The following is an 18,463-nucleotide window of genomic DNA, read 5'->3' as shown; positions in this document are numbered from 1 at the left end:
ATTAGTGTCCCTATAATTGATATAATAGGAGATGCTTTAGGAGGATATTTTTTTATGAAATTAAAATTAAGTGATTCATTGATTGAACGTATAGCAAGGTTTGACTCAATTTTTTATAACGGGAACATCTTGCATGATTCTGGAGCTGTTAAGACAATTAATTTTTTAAAAACTCAAAATTCCGATGCTCCTTATGAAATTTGTTCCATTGTTCATGACTTTACTGGAAGAGAGTATCATGCCGAAGCTGATTTCGATACTAAAGGAAACATTCAAAGTATCGGTTGTGACTGTCCAGCATCACATCACTATCAATCATGTTGTATACATGTTGTAGCAATGCTATTTCAAGCACAATATGAACAAAAAAGTCGTCGTATTTCTTGGGAGGATGCTATAGTATTTTATCAAAGAAATACGATTAATCAATTGTTAGATCGATATGAAGATTCATTAGTTCAAGAGGTGAGAATGAATTTAGAAGATACATCCACCGTATCTTTAATTCCTAAGTTAAGATTTGAAGGTGAGGTAACAAAATTAGAGTTATCGATCGGAAAAAAACGATTTTATGTTATTAAAGATTTGTTTGATTTTATTAATCGAATAGATACACAATCAGAATTTATTTATGGAAAAGAATTAACTTTTAATCATGATATTCGTCGTTTTGATGAGCAATCATTAAAAATTCTAAATTTTGTGAAATCGATAGTAAAGGACCGACAGTTTATTACACAGCAGTATCGATTACCAAACTCGGAACGTCGTAGTTTATTGCTAAGTTCTATGAAATTGCGTGAATTACATGATTTATTACTTAATACGAAGTTAAATTGTTATGTTGAAAAAGACGAATGGAAATCTATCTTAATGACTAATCAAAGACCAAATATTCAATTGAAGATTGAACAAGCTAAGAATAAAGGACTACTTCTTACACAAACAAAAGGAAAAATGTTAATACGTGGTCGAGGAAAGGATTATTTCCTTTTGACACAGGATAGCTTATGGTTTATGGATGAAGAGTTTATTAATTATATCTTCCCAATTTTAAAAGAAATTATTGTAATGAGTGGCTACTTATATATTTCAAGTGAACAAATTCCTCACTTCTTATCTGTTATTTATCCACGTATTGCCGCATTTGTTACTGATGATAGCATTAATTATTTACAAGGTAAATATGAGATGCCACAACTTGATAGTAAAGTATATTTAGATTTAAATGATGATTTAGCGGTTGAGGCAAAAGTAGAATATGGTTATAATGGCCATTTGTATAATCCACTTACTGACGAGTTACCATCAACTATTGTTCGTGATAAAGTGAAAGAAGCGCAACTTATGAATGTGTTTGAAACTTATGATTTCAAGATTGATAAAGATAAGATGGTGCTTAATGATGATCATCAAATTTATCAGTTTATGAATCAAGGCGTTCCGGCCTTAATTGCACAGCATGAAGTAAATGCGACGGAACGTTTTAAAGGGATGAGCCCAAAACAAGTGAATAAGAAAGTATCAGTCGGGGTACGTTTACAAAGTGATTTAATGACTTTTAAATTAGAAGATTTAGCATTTGATGTGTCCGAGTATCAAGAGGTGTTGGCACAGTATCAATTAAAAAAGAAATATTATCGTTTAAAAGATGGAAGCTTTTTAGAGTTAGATTCTGAGTATATGCAATCGTTTTTTAATTTAGTAGAGGATTTAGAATTAACCGAAGAAGACTTACAACAAGATGAAATTCAACTCTCGAAATATCGTGCACTTTATTTAGAACGAATGCTTGAAAAAAATGAAGTTAAATCTAAGAAAAATAAGGCCTTTCGTCAATTAGTTAATGATTTTGAACAAATTGATGAAATGGAATATGAACTGCCACAAAATTTACAAGCGACGTTACGTCCATATCAGGAAACAGGTTATCGTTGGTTAAGAACGTTATCTGATTATGGAATGGGTGGAATTTTAGCTGATGATATGGGGCTTGGGAAGACGCTACAAGTGATTGCTTTATTGTGTGCAGAGTACGAGCGAGAAGTTGATAAACCAAGCCTTATTGTTACTCCGAGTTCACTGGTCTTCAACTGGCAAGCAGAGTTTGAGCGTTTTGCCCCACATTTACGTGTGTTGACGATGACAGGAACAGTGAGTGAGCGCAGCAAGAAATTGAGTACTTTAAACAATTATGATGTGATTTTGACGTCATACGATTTGCTGCGTCGTGATATTAAGGAATATGAGGCAGCATTTAAATATGTGATTTTAGATGAGGCGCATTATATTAAAAATCAGGCGACACAAAATGCGAAGGCGGTAAAAAAACTGAACGGTGAGATCCGTTTTGCCTTAACAGGAACACCGCTTGAGAATTCAATTGCAGATGTATGGTCAATTTTTGATTTTATTTTGCCAGGATATTTATTGAGTTATGCGAAGTTTAAAAAGCAGTACGAGAATCCGATTATTAAAGATAAAGATGAAAAGTTACTTGCGCGTGTTCATCAGTTAGTAGCACCATTTATTTTACGCCGATTGAAAAAAGATGTCTTAACGGAATTACCAGATAAGGTAGAATCAGTTGTTTACTGTGAGTTAGACAAGGCACAACGTAAGTTATATGAAGCAACACTTATCAGTATGAATAAAGAACTTCAAGCTGAACTTGGAGAAGGGAATGAAGGGCAAAGTCGTATGAAGATGTTAGCGATGTTAACACGTCTTCGCCAGCTCTGTTGTCATCCTGCACTTTATTTGGAAAACTATAAAGATGAAAGTGCAAAGTTAAATTTATGTTTAGAATTAATTCAGGAATGTAAAGACAGTGGACACCGTATGTTGTTATTCTCACAATTTACATCAATGTTTGATTTAATCGCACCAAAGCTTGATGAGTTAGGTATTTCTTATTTTACGTTAACAGGTGAAACAAAATCGGAACAACGTGTTGCCTTAGCAAACCGATTTAATGAAGGTGAAGCTGATGTGTTCTTGATTTCATTAAAAGCAGGTGGAACGGGATTGAATTTAACAGGAGCGGATGTCGTGATTCATTATGATCCATGGTGGAATATGAGTGCACAAAATCAGGCGACGGATCGTGCATACCGAATGGGACAACAAAATAAAGTTCAGGTTTATAAGTTAATCGCAAAAGATACAATCGAAGAAAAAATTGAAAAACTTCAACAAAGAAAATTAGAATTATCAGATTCTCTTGTTAAAGAAGGCGAAACATTCATTACCCATCTTTCAATGGATGATATTCAAGAACTATTTGAATCTTAATATGAAAGCTTAAAGGAAATATACGTTTATTTGTGTATATCCTTTAAGCCTTTTTTATGTAAAAAAAGCCCATCATATAATGGGCTTAAATTAATTCGTCTAATTTTTCAATCAGTTTTCCAATTACTTCAACATAATCAGTAACAATACGATGAGCAATTTCATTAGCAATCTGTTCGCTGTATAAATGGGACGTTGCATTTCGATCTTCTAATAAGTTAATCCATATTTTATCATTATCAATCAAATGGTTCGCGTAAGCTTTTTTGTAAATCATTCTTGGAAATGAATTTTCCATTGTAATACCAGAATATTTAAAAAATTCTTGAAGGGTTTTGTGTGTTAATTCATATGTGAATTCAAAGCGCTGAATCAAACTATCTCGAATGATTTCATTTTTTCCATCATATAGATTTGCAACCTCAACTAGTCTTTGATAGGCTTTTTTTAAATTAGTAAATTTATATTGAATTTTTCTCATAAATTACGATTCCTTCTCTATTAATTTGTTCTAAAAAATAATCTTCTGTTAATTCAGTAATATGTGTTATATCGTATTCAAGCAATGTCGTCGTCATAAGTTCTATTTCTTCAATAAACGTGGAGATAGATCCTTTGGCATAGACAGCTAAATCAATATCACTTCTCTCACTATTATCTCCTCTAGCTCGTGAACCAAATAATAATATTTTTTGGATTTCTGGGTGATGAGTCGCAATCTGTCCGATTTCTTTTAGTATTTGCTTATCTAGATTCATTAATATCACCTCTAATATGGGAAAAGTCAAAAGTTAATTATGTCATATTCATATTGTAACATAAGTGTAAAAAATAACGACAGATAATCATTGAGTATTTCATGTTTTATGGAAAGATATTGGAGTAATGAGATTTATTACATCAACTTGAAGTATACAATAAGAGTGAAATTCAAGTGTAAAGTTAGAAGTGATTCCTTTTAAAATAGTATTTTACTATATGAAATATAAAGCTAAAATGGAGGGGGTAATGAAAAAGTATGATTCTGATTGCAAGGTGATTACTAATGGTTGAAGTGGAATGAATTCTACTCAATTAAGAAGTTACTTATCGGAATTAGTTGAGGTAGATGATGATGTGGTGTTACTGATGATTGGTACAAATAATCGAAAGCTTTTTAATGAAATGGAGATTTTGTTTCATGATTTAGTAGCTATTATTAATCAGTTAAAAAATATAATAAAGAAGTTATTTTATTGCTGACAAATTCAGTTACCACATTAGACGATAGTTATGAGAATCGTTTGTTTAAACAGGCTGATGTAAACGAGGTTTTGAAGTGTTAATGGCAGAAGGAGATGGTTTGCATCCAACTGATAAGGTGTATGAATTGATGTTTAAGTATCGAGTCAAACGTTTGGAATTATAAAAGGAGAGAGTGATTATGGGATACATAATGGATTTAAGACAATTAGTTGGTTCACAACCCATTGTGATGGGGGGAGCTAATGTAATTTTATTAGATGAGAATGAGCGTCTTTTGCTTAAGCTAAGACACGACAATAATTGTTGGAGATTGCCTGGTGGAACTTTAGAACTTCTGGAAGTTTAGAAGAAGTCGCGAAGCGAGAATTATATGAAGAGAGTGGGTTCATTGCTAAAAGATTAACTTTGTTTAATATATTTTCAGGTGAGGAGTTTTATTACGGATATCCAAATGGGGATGAAGTATATAAATTTCATCGCGACTTATAGTTGCACTGATTATCGAGGAAACTTGAAAAAAGATGCGGCAGAAGCAAAGGATTTAAAATTCTTCTCTTTAGATGACTTACAAGAGAATATTAATCCTCCGGAAGTAGTAATTATTAAAGCTTTTTTAGAGTCAGATTTAATGTAATCTATTGATTAAAAATCAATTAATATCCGTTATAATAGAGGCAAAGGTTATATTTGATTTTTAAGGAGGTTTAAGATGAGTAGAGGTTTATTGGATCCTAAAGTTGATTTTGTATTTAAAAATATCTTTGGTTCACATAAGCACCCTAAAGTATTAATTTCATTTTTAAATGCAGTCTTAAAACCAGTGAATAAAATTACTCGAGTAGAAGTTCAAGGGACAGATTTAGAAAAATAATTTTTAGAGGATAAATATTCTCGATTAGATGTTGAAGCAACAACAAGTAATCAGGAGATTATCAATATTGAAATTCAGTTGAAGAATGAATATAACATGATTAAGAGGAGCCTCTACTATTTAAGTAAGATGTATGCAGAGCAGTTAAGTAATGGAGAAGATTATTCTCAATTAAATAGAACGATTTGTATTAATATTTTGAATTTTAAATATTTAAGATCAGAGAAGTTTCATACTGCTTATCGTTTTAAAGAGTTAGAAACGCATGAGGAGTTAACAGATGTTATGGAAGTTCATTTTATAGAGATTCCTAAACTTCCGAAAAATAGTGATGCTAAGGATATGTTAGTCGCTTGGACTGAGTTTTTAATCGATCCTGAAAGTGAGGCTGTACGTCGATTAGAGATGAGTATTGAGGAAATCCGGGAAGCAAAGGATGAACTTATCCGTATGAATAGTAATAGGGAGGAACGTTTATTATATGAAATGCGTTCTAAAATTTTACAAGATAACATAAGTGTTTTGAATGAGGCAGAGTGTAAAGGTGAGCAAAATAAAGCTTTTGAAATAGCAAGAAATTTATTAAAGTCTCTAGATAATGAAACGATTTGTAAAATGACGGGACTCTCGTCTGAGGTCATTGATAATTTAAGAAAAGAATAGATGAAAAAAATCCCCTGACCTAAATAGTTGGTAGGGGATTTTTTTGTTTTAAATTAAGCACGAGAAGCGTAAATTTCCTTTTCTGCATCGATGAAGACTTGTGCAATGACTTCATATGTTTTTGCCCATGCATCGATAATTTCATCTGTAGCAGCCTCACCTAAAACTTGTTTGATAGCCTCTAATAAATGCTTTCCTACGATTGGGTAGTGTTCTTCTTTTACTCCACAGTCGCAGTGACGAATGGCAATACGTTGTACAACGGGCATAATAGCGCCTAAGTTATCAACGTTTTGTGCAGCTGCTAAAACTGTCATAGCTAATGCTTTTGGTTGTTCCCCTGATTTTTGTTTACTCATATCAAATAAAGGTGCTACTTCTGGATTTTGTTCAAACATATTTTTGTAGAATGTTGTGGTAATATCTAAACCGTGCGCTTTTAATGCAGGGACAGTACTTTTAATGATATCAATTGTATGTTGATCTAACATATAAATCTCTCCTTATTCATTGTTTTTCTTACTGACAGTGATAGAATAACATACAGAAATTAAATGTGCAAGTAAAATGCACATTTAAGATGATGAAGGATTTTTAAGTCTTGTTTTCATTCAAGTGAAGACAGTTTCTGTTGTATAATTGAAACAAAGGTGGTGTTTAATATGCAATTATCAAAGTTTAGTGATTATAGTTTTCGAGCGCTCATTTATTTAGCTCATCATAGTGATGAATTATGTACCGTTGATGAGTTAGCAAAGGCATTAAATACATCAGAGCATCATATGAAAAAAGTTATCCATCATCTTGGAAAAACGGATTATATTATTTCAATTAAAGGTCGTGCTGGTGGATTAAAGCTCGGGTTAAAACCAAGTGAAATTAATCTAGGTGATCTTTTAAAGGTGACGGAAGATAATATGAACATTGTCGAATGTTTCAGTAAACCAGAGAGTTGTCCTTTAATGTCATCAGGATGTAAATTAAAGCACATTTCTTCTCAAGCACTCAATCAATTTATAAAAGAATTTTCAAAGTATACATTAGCAGATTTACTATAAAAAAAGTGCTCCATTAACTAGACAGGTCTAATGGAGTTTTTTTGCATATATGGGCCATGAATTTTGTATAATTTAGAGAATATACAGACTGGGGTGAAGAGGATGTATAAGAAGTATGTTCGCTTAAAGTTAAACGAAAGTAAAAAAACGATTTGTCGGATACGATATGATGAGTACGGAAGTCAGGTTGAAGTTAAATTGTTTAGTGAAGAAGAAGAAGAAGTACTAGATTTATCAGGATACCGAGTTAATGTTTGTGCGAATCAGACGAATGGGAAAAGTGTTTTTAATAGATGTGAAGTTGTTTCAAATAAAGTAGGAAGTGTGTCTTTAAATTTAACTAATTATTTAAGTGATTTTGATGTACGTATACCATGTGAAATAATGGTGTATGGGCCTGACGAGGAGTGTTTAGGCACAGCTTCTTTTTACTTGGTTGTTCCCCATCCATTGGCGCTAGGTGATCAAGAGATGAGAGCGACTGATGTGAAGAAATCGACGTTATCACCAAAGATAAGAATGATTGCACATCGAGGTCTAAGTTCATTAGCACCAGAAAATACGTTGCTAGCTTATGAGTTAGCAGGGAAATATGGTTACTATGGGGCGGAATGTGATATTCATGAAACAAAAGATGGGGAGTTTGTGTTACTGCATGATGACACATTAGAACGAATGACAAATGGAAGTGGAAAACCGGAACATTATTCATTGGATGAGTTAAAAGAACTTATTATAAATGGTGGGAATCAGGTGAAAAAGTATCCTCATCTAAGGATTCCAACGCTTGAGGAGTATTTAGCAGTCTGTAAAAAATGGGGATTAGTACCGGTGATTGAGATAAAAGAAATTGAACCGAAGAGTGTGGCTCGATTGTTAGAGGTTGTTGCTCAGTGGGGAAGCCTTCAATATGTGGTGATTATTTCTTTTTCAAAAGAGATTGTGACAGAGGTTCGAAAATTAAATCATCAAGTAAATATTCAGTGGTTAGCAGAGATGACCATAGAAAATATTGATTATTGTGCGAGATATGACATGGATATTGACTGTTATAAAAAGCAAGTTTCAAAAGAAATGGTCGATTATGCACATAGTAAGGGAGTACTCGTGAATACTTGGACGGTTGATCATGGGGAAGAGATGCAAAACTTAGTGGATATGGGTGTTGATTGCATTAGTACGAATGTGTTGCTTTATAATCAAGCGTTACAAAGTAGCGGAAAAGTAAAAAGTTATTTATTTGATCATCGTGTAAATTATGTGACGTGTCTTCATTCATCCATTGATAATCAAGATGAAAATGAATGGATGTGGAGAGAGACGGGGAGTATTTTAGAGATTCGGGGAAATCATGAAGCTAAGAAGATGTTACAAATTAAGTTGCCAGCATTAAATGCTGGGGATGTTGTGAGTGTCTCGTTTTTCTATCGAAATATTTCAGGGGATGAAGTTCGAGCAGGACTTGAATATATTGAGATGGATGAGGCTTCGACGATCGAGCGAAGTATTAAAACAAAGGCTATTAATGATTGGGGATATGTTGATTGCCAGTTTATCGTGATGAATCAAGTGAGTGGGAATAAAGACTATTATAATGTCCTGATAGGATCCTGGAATATGAGTAACTCCCATTTCATGCTCCGAGACGTCCGTATTAAAATAGAATATATGTAGTCAAGCTATAAAGGAGCTTTCAGAATTGAAAGCTCCTTTTATGGTATATTTAATGTTTTTATACATTAATTTACAACTTGTTTCTTGACATTGATGAAAATGCTATTATAATAGACTCGGCACAATAAATGATTTTTCGACAAAACGTGAGAATTTGACTCGAGAGGATAAATGAAGTACCTCATTTTTGTACTACCATGTGTAGATTTAAAAAGCAACAGAAATGGTCAATCAACGAGGAAAAATCGCATGATGAGTATTAAGAGGAAAGCAATTTAAATAGTGATTGCTTTCAATATTTTAAAATGAGGTGAAAGAGATGTCATGGTTAGTTGAAATCCTTCAATCATATCCAGAGCTAGCATTATTTTTAACACTAGCCATCGGATATGCGATTGGAAAGATTCAAATAGGTTCATTTAAGATTGGAACAGTACCGGGTGTATTAGTAACAGGTGTATTAGTCGGTCAGTTAGGAATTACAGTCGATAATACGGTTAAAGCTGTTTTCTTCTTATTATTTTTATTTGCATTAGGATATAATGCAGGTCCTCAATTCTTTAAGGGATTGAAAAAAGAAGGAATTCCACAGATGATTTTTGCTGTTATCGTTTGTGTGATAGGTTTAATTTCAGCCATCCTTGTTGGGAAAATGATGGGGTTCAATGCAGGACAAGCTGGAGGACTTGCAGCTGGTGCTTTAACGCAATCTTCTGTTATTGGCGTGGCCCAAGATGCTATTTCTAAGATGGATATTTCAAATCAAAAACAGATGATGGACTTTGTGCCAGTTGGATATGCTGTTACTTATATTTTTGGGACGCTTGGATGTACCTTTATTTTAACGACATTCGGACCAAAGATTTTAGGTGTTGATTTAGAAAAAGAATGTTTAGAACTAGATCAACAAGCGAAAGAATCATTTGAAGATGAGTTCGTTAGTTCACATGCAAGTGATGTTTTATATCGTATGTATAAAGTCAATGATGAATATGCAGGGAAAACTGTTTCTGAGATTGAAGCACAGTTATCACAAAAAAATATTCGATGCTTTATTGTTAAGATTAAACGTGATAATCAGGTGTTTAAAGCTAATACAAGCACTCTTATTCATACAAATGATTGTCTTGCGATCGCGTTTAAAGAGAAGGATGTACAACACATTAAATTTCTTGATTTAGGAGAAGAAATTTATGATCATCAATTAGTTAATTTTAGAACAGAATCGTTAGATGTATGTGTGAAAAATCAAGCGATTATCGGAAGATCTATTCAAGAAATCCAAGACAATGATTTAACACGAGGAGTTATTATTTCTAAACTTAAGCGTGCAGGTGAAGAGGTTGCTTATACGCTAGAGACGAAGCTTGATAAACATGATGTCTTAACGTTAGCAGGACCTGTTGATGATGTTGAAGGATTAGTTTCTCGTATCGGGAAGCCTGTTCGTCAATCAGATGAAACAGATATGACGTTTGTTGGTCTTGGAATTTTATTCGGTGGATTAATCGGTGTTCCATCTTTAATGATTGGTAAGATTGGTATTACGTTATCAACAAGTGGTGGAGCGTTGATTATGGGACTAATCTTTGGATACCTTCATTCCCGTCGTCCAACGATTGGCCGTATCCCATCGGGTGCCACTTGGTTCTTAAGTAACGTTGGTTTAGCTGCCTTTGTTGCAGTGGTTGGAATTAATGCAGGACCAGGATTTGTGGATGGATTACAAAGTTCGGGATTGAGTTTCTTCTTAGCTGGAATGATGGTAACAGCTATTTCCACTTTCTCAGGAATTTTCCTTGGCAAGTATGTATTTAAATTTTCAGCTCCCGTTATATTAGGGGCAACAGCTGGGGCTTTAACAACAACAGCTGCTGTCGGTGGACTTTGTGAAAAAGCAAAAAGTAATGCGCCTGTTCTAGGATACACAATCCCATATACAGTAGGAAATATTTTATTAACCGTTTGGGGATCATTAATCGTGATGTTTTTCTCTTAACATAATAACAAAGCCTTAGATTGGAAGTCATTTGACTTCTCATCTAAGGCTTTTTCTATTATAATTTAGCTAAATTTAAATACTGATTTAGTGTAGCTCTAAAGTTAAGTAGCAAAGCTTTTAGCTATCTTACCTGTGGTGGGAGAATATCAAGGTTGTTGATTGATAGTTGTAGATCAAATTATATTAAATACTTTTTTCATTTCAACGGTATAAATATGTCTCATTAGATTTCTCATTTTAAAATAGATGACTAGTTAATAACATTGAATGGTATTTTTAAGTAGGGGAGAGAGAAAATAAAGAAATCAAATTTATTATATTTTAGGGATATATGAACGAGGACCACCCTGCGTAGCTGGTTTCCTCAATTAATGGGGTGAATACAAAGTACAAATAAATTACCCTAGCAATTATAGATAAGATTGTCATAGACAATCGCTATGTGACCCAGTTGAGGAAAGCTAAGGTATCGTCTTTGACGATTTGCTTAGCGCAGGTAACACGATATTTAAGAAGTTTAAAAGTTATTAATCAAGGTATTGAATCTTAGGGTTCAATGCCTTTTTCTTTTTGAAAATGCCGAATTTACTTTTCACAAAGGTGTGTTTTTTATTTAACGAAATGGATTTTTAATACATATATCTACAAATTTTTACATAAATGCTGCAAAAATGTATAAAAATTTGATATAATGACGGTAGTTATCAAGGTTATTTTCATATATAACGCAAATATGGTGCGTAAGTTTCTACCCGATTTCCGTAAAAAATCGGACTATGAGAAGAGATAGAACAGAGATCATTCGCTCTATCGCAAGGAGGTAACTACATGAAGAAAAATTCAGCTTATATATTAATGGTTCCAGGATTTGTACTATTACTATTATTTTTAATGTTGCCATTATGTTCAACATTGTGGCCAACAATTTTTGATAATGGATTTTCTCTAAATCAATATATCGCATTTTTTAAGGATGAATATTATTTAGAGATTTTCTATCGTACGCTGAAAATCTCCTTGATTGCTACCTTGGTGTGTACAGTATTTGGAGTACCGACCGCCTATTTTATTTCACGTTGTTCAACAAAATGGAAAGGTTTATTAATTGCTATTTCGATTTTCCCATTATTAACGAATTCAGTTGTTCGTAGTTTTGCTTGGATTAATATCTTAGGTAAAAACGGGATTATCAACAATGCATTAATGAGCATGGGGTTAATTGAACAACCATTAAGTATGTTGTATACCGAATTTGCTGTCTTAGTCGGAACCATCTATTTATTCCTACCAATTATGATTATTACATTAGTTGGGGTTATGGATAATATCGATAACGATATGATGGAAGCCGCGGAGAGTTTAGGAGCTAATCGAATAACCGCCTTTATGAAAGTTGTGTTACCGATGAGTGTTCCAGGAATGATTACGGGGGCAGTTCTTGTGTTTACAGGATCTTTAACAGCATACACAACTCCACAGCTTTTAGGTGGAAACAAAGCATTAGTTTTACCAACTTTAATCTATCAACGTTCAATGACATTAAATGATTGGACGGGAGCAAGTGTTATCGCAGCCATCATGATTGTGACAACATTAATCGTTATGAAGGGATTAAACTTCGTAGCAGCCAAAGTAGATAAGCGAGGTGAACTTGATGCGTAAACATAAAATGTTAACATTCATTTCAATGTTCGTTTTTGCTTTTTTATTCTTCCCATTAGTTATTATTACTGTAACTGCGTTTGGGACAGAGAATACCATTTCATTCCCAATTAAAGGGTTCACCTTTGACTGGTTTGTTAAAGCATTAACGTCAAAAACATTTATAGATTCTTTCTATTTAAGTTTTAAATTAGCATTTATATCAACTTTAATTGCGTTAGTCATTGGGATTCCAGCAGCTTATGGAATGTCACGTTACTCAGTTACAGGGAAGAAATTATTAAAAAGTTTCTTCTTATCCCCAACAATTGTTCCTGGGATTGTAATCGGATATGCTTTATTCCAATTCCTTGTAATTAAATTACAAATTCCAGTCTTCCAAGGATTATTATTAGGACACTTCTTAGTTGTATTGCCTTATATTATTCGTATTGTTGGCGCTTCACTTGAGCAATTTGATTTCTCAATTGAAGAAGTAGCATGGAGTTTAGGATGTAATAAAATTCAGACATTCTTTAAGATTGTTTTACCAAACATCTCTAGCGGAATTATTTCAAGTTTCTTGTTAGCATTCATTAATTCATTTAATAATATTCCGGTTTCAATGTTCTTAACAGGTCCAGGGGTGACAACGTTACCAACGGCGTTAATGAATTATATTGAGTATTATTATGATCCAACGGTGTCAGCTGTTTCGGTCTTATTAATGGTGGCAACAATTGTAATCATGTTTATCGTGGAAAAAACACTTGGAATTAATTCATTAGCAAAATAGGAGGATACACCATGGCATTCGTAGAATTAAATGATATTCGTGTAACTTATGATGGAAAAAATGATATTTTAAAAGGTTTAAATTTACAGATGCGTGAAGGTGAGTTAGTGTCATTACTTGGTCCAAGTGGATGTGGTAAGACAACCACTTTACGCGTGATTGCAGGTTTTATTGATATAGCAGATGGGGACTTCTTAGTTGATGGTGATAACTTTACTAAGATTCCAGTTCATAAACGTAACTTTGGGTTAGTTTTTCAAAGCTATGCTTTATTCCCACATTTAACTGTAAAAGACAACGTCGCTTTTGGATTAAAGCTACGTAAAATGGACAAAAAACAAATCGAGGAAAAAGTCGATCATATGTTAGAAGTCTGTGGATTATTAGAGTATAAAGATCGTTTACCAAAACAATTATCAGGTGGTCAACGTCAACGTGTTGCATTAGCACGTGCTTTAGTCATCGAACCTAAATTGTTATTACTTGATGAACCATTAAGTAACTTAGATGCAAAACTTCGTATTCAAATGCGTGTTGAAATTAAACGAATTCAAAAAGCATTGGGAATTACAACTGTCTTTGTTACTCATGATCAAGAAGAATGTTTCGCTATTTCAGACCGTGTAGCTGTTATGAATAAAGGGGTTATTGAGCAATACGATACACCTGAGAATATTTATGCTAGACCAAAAACTGAGTTCGTTGCTCGTTTTATCGGATTTGAAAACTTTATTCCAATGAAGCATAAAGAAGGAAACACATTCTTAAGTGAGGACTTAGCATTTACGGTAACAGAATTACCAGAAACGGAAGCGACAATTGGAACAATTCGCCCAGACGATATTGAGATTGTTAAAGAAGCAAAGGAAAACTGTGTGAGTGGAAAGGTTCAAGTTCGCACATTCCTAGGTAAGAGTTATCAGTATGAAGTTGAAACAAAGTTAGGGAAAATTGTTGTAAATCATGATGGAGCAGATGTATATGAGATTAATGATGAATTAACAGTACATCTTCCAGCAAACAAAATCGTTTTAGTTTAAGCAAGTATAAAGGAGAATGAGAAGTATGAAGAAGACATGGAAATTAGCATTAGGTGCTGCAATGGCATTAACACTTGTAACAGGATGTTCAGCAACGGAAGATTCAGGGAAACAACAATTAGTCGTTTCAACTTGGGGATTAAGTCAAGATGTATGGGAACAAGAAGTTAAAATTCCATTTGAAGAAAAATATGATGTTGAATTAGTTTTAGATACAGGTGGCACAAACGATCGTTATACAAAATTAGCTAACAATCCAAACTCTACAGTTGACATCATTGAATTATCACAAGCAACTGCAGCAAATGGATATGAAGCGGGATTATTTGAAAAATTAGATTATTCAAAAATTCCAAATGCTAGTCAGTTAATTGAACCAGCAGCTGAATTAGCTGAGAACGGTTTTGGTGCCGCTTATACAGTAAACAGTATTGGAATTATCTACAATCCGGAAGCTGTTGGATTTGAAATCAACGATTGGTCAGATTTATGGAATGAAGAATTACAAGGAAAAATCTCAATCCCGGATATCTCAACAACGTTTGGACCAGCAATGGTTTATGTAGCAAATGATGTTGTAGGTGGAGATATTGAAGCCGATCAAGGTGAAGCTGCATTCAAAGCATTAGAAGAGTTAAAGCCAAACATTGTTAAAACTTATTCTAAATCAAGTGATTTAGCAAATATGTTTGCATCAGGTGAAATTGCAGTAGCGGTTGTTGGAGATTTCGGAATCCCTACAATTGAGCAAGCACAACCAAATGTTAAATTCGTCGTACCAGCATCAGGAACTTACGTAAACTTCAATACGATTGATATTAATAAAAATTCTCAAAATAAAGAGTTAGCTTACGAATATGTAAACTGGCGTTTAAGCCAAGAATTACAAAGTGCAACAGCAGTTAGCTTAAATGAAGCACCAACTAACAAAGATGTTGTTTTAGATGAAGAAACAGCACAAAATAAAACTTATGGTGAAGTAGCTGACAATGCTAAAGTGATCAACTATTCATTTGTTAATCCATTATTAAATAACTGGGTTGATCAATGGAACCGTATTGTTAATCGTTAATTAGGGCAGAGAATTCAATATGGATATGATCATTAAAAATATTTTAGTTTATCAAACATTTACACAACAATTTGAAATGAAAGATGTATTAATTGAGAATGGCCGTTTTTCTAGGATTGCTGATCAGCTATCAATCACTCATGAAGAGGTGATGGATGGAACAGGGAAATGGATGATACCAGGTCTAATTGATATACATATGCATATTGAAAGTTCTATGACGTTACCTTCACGTTTCTCTCAAGCCGTTTTACCTCATGGGGTTACAACCGTTGTGGCTGACCCTCATGAGATTGCAAACGTGTTTGGATTAGAAGGCATTCAATCATTTTTATCCAATGCAACTGAATTGGATATTTTTTATGGAATTCCTTCTTCAGTTCCGTCAACTTCACCTCAGTTAGAAACAACAGGTGGCTTCATTGGAGTAGAAGAAGTAAAGGAATTGCTTCAACACCCAGCTATTTTATGTCTTGGTGAAGTCATGAACTTTCAAGATTTATGTAAAAAAGAAACATCAACGATTAAAGAGATTATTAAAGTCTGTCAAGCGCTTAGACCATCTTTACCCATTGAAGGGCATTGTCCCAAAATTAGTGGAAAAGATTTAGCCGATTTCATTGGGGCAGGGGTAACAGCTGATCATACACAACAAACACCTGAAAGTATCATTGAAAAAATTAAGAGTGGAATGTTTTTAGAAATTCAGAAAAAATCAATGAATAAAGAAACGATTCAAACCTTGATGGATTATAACTTCTATGATTACTTTGCATTTGTCACTGATGATGTCATGGCGGATAAATTACCAAAAGGCCATTTAAATGAAATCATCAAATTAGCCGTTTCTTTAGGAATGCCTGTGGAAAAAGCGATCTATTGTTCAACATATACGCCAGCTAGACGAATGCATTTAGATGATCGTGGAATGATTGCTCCTGGTCGCTTAGCCGATTTTATTCTTCTGAGTAATGTCACTGACTTTACGATTCATTCAGTTTATAAAAATGGAAAGTGTGTTGCAAGTGAGACTGTTTCACTAGAGGAAAATCATGATCAGAAGTTTCCTAATCACTTCTATCAATCCATTCAATGTAAAAAAGCTTCAGTTGAAGATTTTCAAATTCATGTGAATGGCGTAAAAGCATTATGCAATGTCATTCAAACACAACCTCATTCAACATTTACGAAACAGCTTCAAAAAGAAGTCCCAATTAGAGGTGGGATCCTAGATTATTTATCAGAAAACCTCTGTTTATTAACGATTTATGAACGTTACGGGAAGAATGGAAATAGGGCTCATGCCTTATTAGATGCCCCTATCAACAAGCGTGGTGCGATTGCAACATCTTGGGCGCATGATCATCATAATGTCATGGTGATGGGGAATCATACTGAAGATATGATGTTAGCCCAACAGACGCTTTGCGAGATGCAGGGAGGGTATGTCGTTGTACAAGATGGTCATGTGGTAGCTAAAGCTTACTTAGAAATTGGAGGTATCATTAGTGCTCAGCCAATTGACGTTTTAGCTAAGCAACTTGAAGATGTTCGATTGGCGATGCAACAATTAGGTTATCAACATGATAATGAAATCATGTCTTTCTCAACATTATCACTTCCAGTCTCACCTGAACTGAAGGTAACTGATATTGGAATGATTAACACAAAAACACAAGAAATTGTTCCGTTGATTGAGGAGGTTTATTATGAAGACATTAATTAAAAATGCTTGGATTTTAACAATGGATGAAGTATTAACAACCTATCCTAAAGGAATGTTAGTCATCAAAGATGATAAGATTTCTTATGTAGGAGAATATAAGGCGGAAATGGAGCAACATGTGGATGAAATTATTGATGCGGCAGGGGGACTACTGATTCCAGGGATGATTAATACGCATGCTCATGTTTCAATGATTCCATTTCGTTCATTAGGTGATGATTGTCCAGACCGACTTCGTCGTTATCTTTTTCCATTGGAAATTGAATGTATGACAGAGCCACTTGTTTATGAGGCGGCACGTTATGGGATTTTAGAGATGCAGCGTAGTGGTGTGACGACGTTTTTAGATATGTATTATTTTGAAGAAGAAGTGGCCCGTGCCTGCGATGAATTAAATATGCGTGGTATGCTTGGTGAAACGGTGATTAACTTCCCAACTTGTGATTGTAAGGAAGCTTATGGTGGGTTAGCTTATAGTGAGGCATTCATTAGTAAATGGAAAAATCATGAGTTAGTAACCCCTATTATTGCCCCACATGCGACAAATACGAATGATGCAAATGCATTAAAGGAAGCACATGAGATCGCTGAAAAATACGAGACGTTAATTTCGATGCATGTAGCCGAGATGGATTATGAAATGAAAGAATTCCGTGAAACGTACGATATGACACCCGTTGAATATCTGGATTCAATTGGTGTTTTAAGTGATCGATTAGTCGCTGCTCATTGTATTCATGTAAACGAGCATGATATGAAGTTAATGGCAGGACGTGGGACAAGTGTTGCTCACTGTGTGGGATCAAATATGAAGGCAGGAAAGGGAATTGCCCCTGTTAAAGAGATGATCGAGCATGGAATTGCTGTTGGCCTTGGAACAGATGGACCAAGTAGTGGGAATACACTCGATTTATTTACACAAATGAAAATAGCCGTTTATGCGCAAAAGACTCATTATAAAGATCGTTCATTATTTAAAGCTGAAGAAATCGTTAAATTAGCGACGATTGGTGGGGCGAAGGCATTAAAAATGGATGATCGCATTGGTTCACTTGAAGTTGGGAAACAGGCTGATATTGTCTTAATTGAAACAGATTCGGTAAATATGTTCCCAATTTATGATGCATATTCAGCAATTGTTTATAGTGCAAATGCCTCAAATGTCGATAGTGTTTGGATTAATGGAGTTCGAGTTTTAAATCATAAACAATCTATTTTCAATCAACAAGAAATAAAAATAGCTCTTCAACAAGAAATGCAACAATTTCAAAAACGAGCAGTTGAACGTTCAAAAGAATTATAATCGGTATAAGAAAACCTCAGATGGAAAATCTGAGGTTTTCTTATTTTCTATTTAAATTATTGCTTTTAGGCTATAGTC

At 34.0% G+C, this 18,463-nt stretch carries 16 protein-coding genes, 1 pseudogene and 1 riboswitch; of the genes and pseudogenes, 14 read left to right on the top strand and 3 right to left on the bottom strand.

What is annotated here, in order from left to right:
* Positions 1-54: 54 nt before the first annotated feature.
* A complete protein-coding gene (locus J0J69_RS06965) occupies positions 55-3,294 on the top strand; it encodes an SNF2-related protein (RefSeq protein WP_212725696.1) in 3,240 nt (1,079 codons plus the stop codon).
* Positions 3,295-3,379: 85 nt separating this feature from the next.
* Here the strand turns inward: J0J69_RS06965 and J0J69_RS06960 are convergent, their stop codons facing one another.
* Positions 3,380-3,775: an HI0074 family nucleotidyltransferase substrate-binding subunit gene (locus tag J0J69_RS06960; RefSeq protein WP_055242700.1), complete on the bottom strand. Its 396-nt coding sequence runs from the start codon at positions 3,773-3,775 to the stop codon at positions 3,380-3,382.
* Complete coding sequence (locus J0J69_RS06955; protein ID WP_055242698.1) at positions 3,756-4,052, bottom strand: nucleotidyltransferase domain-containing protein; 297 nt, start codon at positions 4,050-4,052, stop codon at positions 3,756-3,758. The genes J0J69_RS06960 and J0J69_RS06955 overlap by 20 nt, the downstream gene beginning before the upstream one ends.
* A gap of 301 nt (positions 4,053-4,353) precedes the next feature.
* Between J0J69_RS06955 and J0J69_RS06950 the strand changes: the two genes are divergently transcribed.
* The 4 genes and pseudogenes from J0J69_RS06950 (at position 4,354) to J0J69_RS06935 (ending at position 6,073) form a co-directional block, all read left to right on the top strand.
* Complete coding sequence (locus J0J69_RS06950) at positions 4,354-4,536, top strand: SGNH/GDSL hydrolase family protein (protein WP_055242696.1); 183 nt, start codon at positions 4,354-4,356, stop codon at positions 4,534-4,536.
* Positions 4,537-4,717: 181 nt separating this feature from the next.
* Positions 4,718-4,885, top strand: coding sequence for an NUDIX hydrolase (locus J0J69_RS06945; RefSeq protein ID WP_201023074.1), 168 nt, complete (start codon positions 4,718-4,720; stop codon positions 4,883-4,885).
* Positions 4,886-4,996: 111 nt separating this feature from the next.
* Positions 4,997-5,173, top strand: a complete 177-nt coding sequence (locus tag J0J69_RS06940; protein WP_201023073.1) for an NUDIX hydrolase — start codon at positions 4,997-4,999, stop codon at positions 5,171-5,173.
* A 75-nt stretch (positions 5,174-5,248) separates the two neighbouring features.
* Positions 5,249-6,073 (top strand): annotated as a pseudogene (locus J0J69_RS06935) (Rpn family recombination-promoting nuclease/putative transposase).
* Positions 6,074-6,126: 53 nt separating this feature from the next.
* Here the strand turns inward: J0J69_RS06935 and J0J69_RS06930 are convergent.
* On the bottom strand, positions 6,127-6,564 hold the full coding sequence (locus tag J0J69_RS06930; protein ID WP_055242694.1) for a globin domain-containing protein: 438 nt from the start codon (positions 6,562-6,564) through the stop codon (positions 6,127-6,129).
* A 171-nt stretch (positions 6,565-6,735) separates the two neighbouring features.
* On the opposite strand from J0J69_RS06930, the gene J0J69_RS06925 reads away from it, so the two are divergent.
* The 9 genes from J0J69_RS06925 (at position 6,736) to J0J69_RS06885 (ending at position 18,385) form a co-directional block, all read left to right on the top strand.
* Positions 6,736-7,131: an RrF2 family transcriptional regulator gene (locus J0J69_RS06925; RefSeq protein WP_055242692.1), complete on the top strand. Its 396-nt coding sequence runs from the start codon at positions 6,736-6,738 to the stop codon at positions 7,129-7,131.
* Between the two features lie 102 nt (positions 7,132-7,233).
* Positions 7,234-8,805: a glycerophosphodiester phosphodiesterase family protein gene (locus J0J69_RS06920; RefSeq protein WP_212725695.1), complete on the top strand. Its 1,572-nt coding sequence runs from the start codon at positions 7,234-7,236 to the stop codon at positions 8,803-8,805.
* Between the two features lie 319 nt (positions 8,806-9,124).
* Positions 9,125-10,804, top strand: a complete 1,680-nt coding sequence (gene aspT, locus J0J69_RS06915) for an aspartate-alanine antiporter (protein WP_212725694.1) — start codon at positions 9,125-9,127, stop codon at positions 10,802-10,804.
* Between the two features lie 699 nt (positions 10,805-11,503).
* A riboswitch (purine riboswitch) is annotated at positions 11,504-11,604 on the top strand.
* 31 nt (positions 11,605-11,635) lie between these two features.
* Complete coding sequence (locus J0J69_RS06910) at positions 11,636-12,469, top strand: ABC transporter permease (RefSeq protein WP_212725693.1); 834 nt, start codon at positions 11,636-11,638, stop codon at positions 12,467-12,469.
* On the top strand, positions 12,462-13,244 hold the full coding sequence (locus J0J69_RS06905; protein WP_055275123.1) for an ABC transporter permease: 783 nt from the start codon (positions 12,462-12,464) through the stop codon (positions 13,242-13,244). The genes J0J69_RS06910 and J0J69_RS06905 overlap by 8 nt, the downstream gene beginning before the upstream one ends.
* Positions 13,245-13,255: 11 nt before the next feature.
* On the top strand, positions 13,256-14,284 hold the full coding sequence (locus tag J0J69_RS06900; protein ID WP_212725692.1) for an ABC transporter ATP-binding protein: 1,029 nt from the start codon (positions 13,256-13,258) through the stop codon (positions 14,282-14,284).
* A 25-nt stretch (positions 14,285-14,309) separates the two neighbouring features.
* Complete coding sequence (locus J0J69_RS06895) at positions 14,310-15,356, top strand: ABC transporter substrate-binding protein (RefSeq protein WP_055305703.1); 1,047 nt, start codon at positions 14,310-14,312, stop codon at positions 15,354-15,356.
* A gap of 19 nt (positions 15,357-15,375) precedes the next feature.
* A complete protein-coding gene (locus tag J0J69_RS06890; RefSeq protein WP_212725691.1) occupies positions 15,376-17,082 on the top strand; it encodes an adenine deaminase C-terminal domain-containing protein in 1,707 nt (568 codons plus the stop codon).
* Positions 17,066-18,385, top strand: a complete 1,320-nt coding sequence (locus J0J69_RS06885) for an amidohydrolase (protein WP_212725690.1) — start codon at positions 17,066-17,068, stop codon at positions 18,383-18,385. Before J0J69_RS06890 ends, J0J69_RS06885 begins: the two co-directional genes overlap by 17 nt.
* Positions 18,386-18,463 lie beyond the last annotated feature (78 nt).

It is taken from the genome of Turicibacter bilis (assembly GCF_024499055.1).
Taxonomy (GTDB): Bacteria; Bacillota_I; Bacilli_A; order MOL361; family Turicibacteraceae; genus Turicibacter; species Turicibacter bilis.
Note: the sequence above shows the minus strand (reverse complement) of the source record. Positions and strands in the feature narration are given on the sequence as shown.

Bases quoted from the DNA above. Each gene is read 5' to 3' on its own strand.
- J0J69_RS06965 (WP_212725696.1), top strand. From the start codon at position 55: ATGAAATTAAAATTAAGTGATTCATTGATTGAACGTATAGCAAGGTTT.
- J0J69_RS06960 (WP_055242700.1), bottom strand. From the start codon at position 3,775: ATGAGAAAAATTCAATATAAATTTACTAATTTAAAAAAAGCCTATCAA.
- J0J69_RS06955 (WP_055242698.1), bottom strand. From the start codon at position 4,052: ATGAATCTAGATAAGCAAATACTAAAAGAAATCGGACAGATTGCGACT.
- J0J69_RS06950 (WP_055242696.1), top strand. From the start codon at position 4,354: ATGAATTCTACTCAATTAAGAAGTTACTTATCGGAATTAGTTGAGGTA.
- J0J69_RS06945 (WP_201023074.1), top strand. From the start codon at position 4,718: ATGGGATACATAATGGATTTAAGACAATTAGTTGGTTCACAACCCATT.
- J0J69_RS06940 (WP_201023073.1), top strand. From the start codon at position 4,997: ATGAAGTATATAAATTTCATCGCGACTTATAGTTGCACTGATTATCGA.
- J0J69_RS06930 (WP_055242694.1), bottom strand. From the start codon at position 6,564: ATGTTAGATCAACATACAATTGATATCATTAAAAGTACTGTCCCTGCA.
- J0J69_RS06925 (WP_055242692.1), top strand. From the start codon at position 6,736: ATGCAATTATCAAAGTTTAGTGATTATAGTTTTCGAGCGCTCATTTAT.
- J0J69_RS06920 (WP_212725695.1), top strand. From the start codon at position 7,234: ATGTATAAGAAGTATGTTCGCTTAAAGTTAAACGAAAGTAAAAAAACG.
- aspT (WP_212725694.1), top strand. From the start codon at position 9,125: ATGTCATGGTTAGTTGAAATCCTTCAATCATATCCAGAGCTAGCATTA.
- J0J69_RS06910 (WP_212725693.1), top strand. From the start codon at position 11,636: ATGAAGAAAAATTCAGCTTATATATTAATGGTTCCAGGATTTGTACTA.
- J0J69_RS06905 (WP_055275123.1), top strand. From the start codon at position 12,462: ATGCGTAAACATAAAATGTTAACATTCATTTCAATGTTCGTTTTTGCT.
- J0J69_RS06900 (WP_212725692.1), top strand. From the start codon at position 13,256: ATGGCATTCGTAGAATTAAATGATATTCGTGTAACTTATGATGGAAAA.
- J0J69_RS06895 (WP_055305703.1), top strand. From the start codon at position 14,310: ATGAAGAAGACATGGAAATTAGCATTAGGTGCTGCAATGGCATTAACA.
- J0J69_RS06890 (WP_212725691.1), top strand. From the start codon at position 15,376: ATGGATATGATCATTAAAAATATTTTAGTTTATCAAACATTTACACAA.
- J0J69_RS06885 (WP_212725690.1), top strand. From the start codon at position 17,066: ATGAAGACATTAATTAAAAATGCTTGGATTTTAACAATGGATGAAGTA.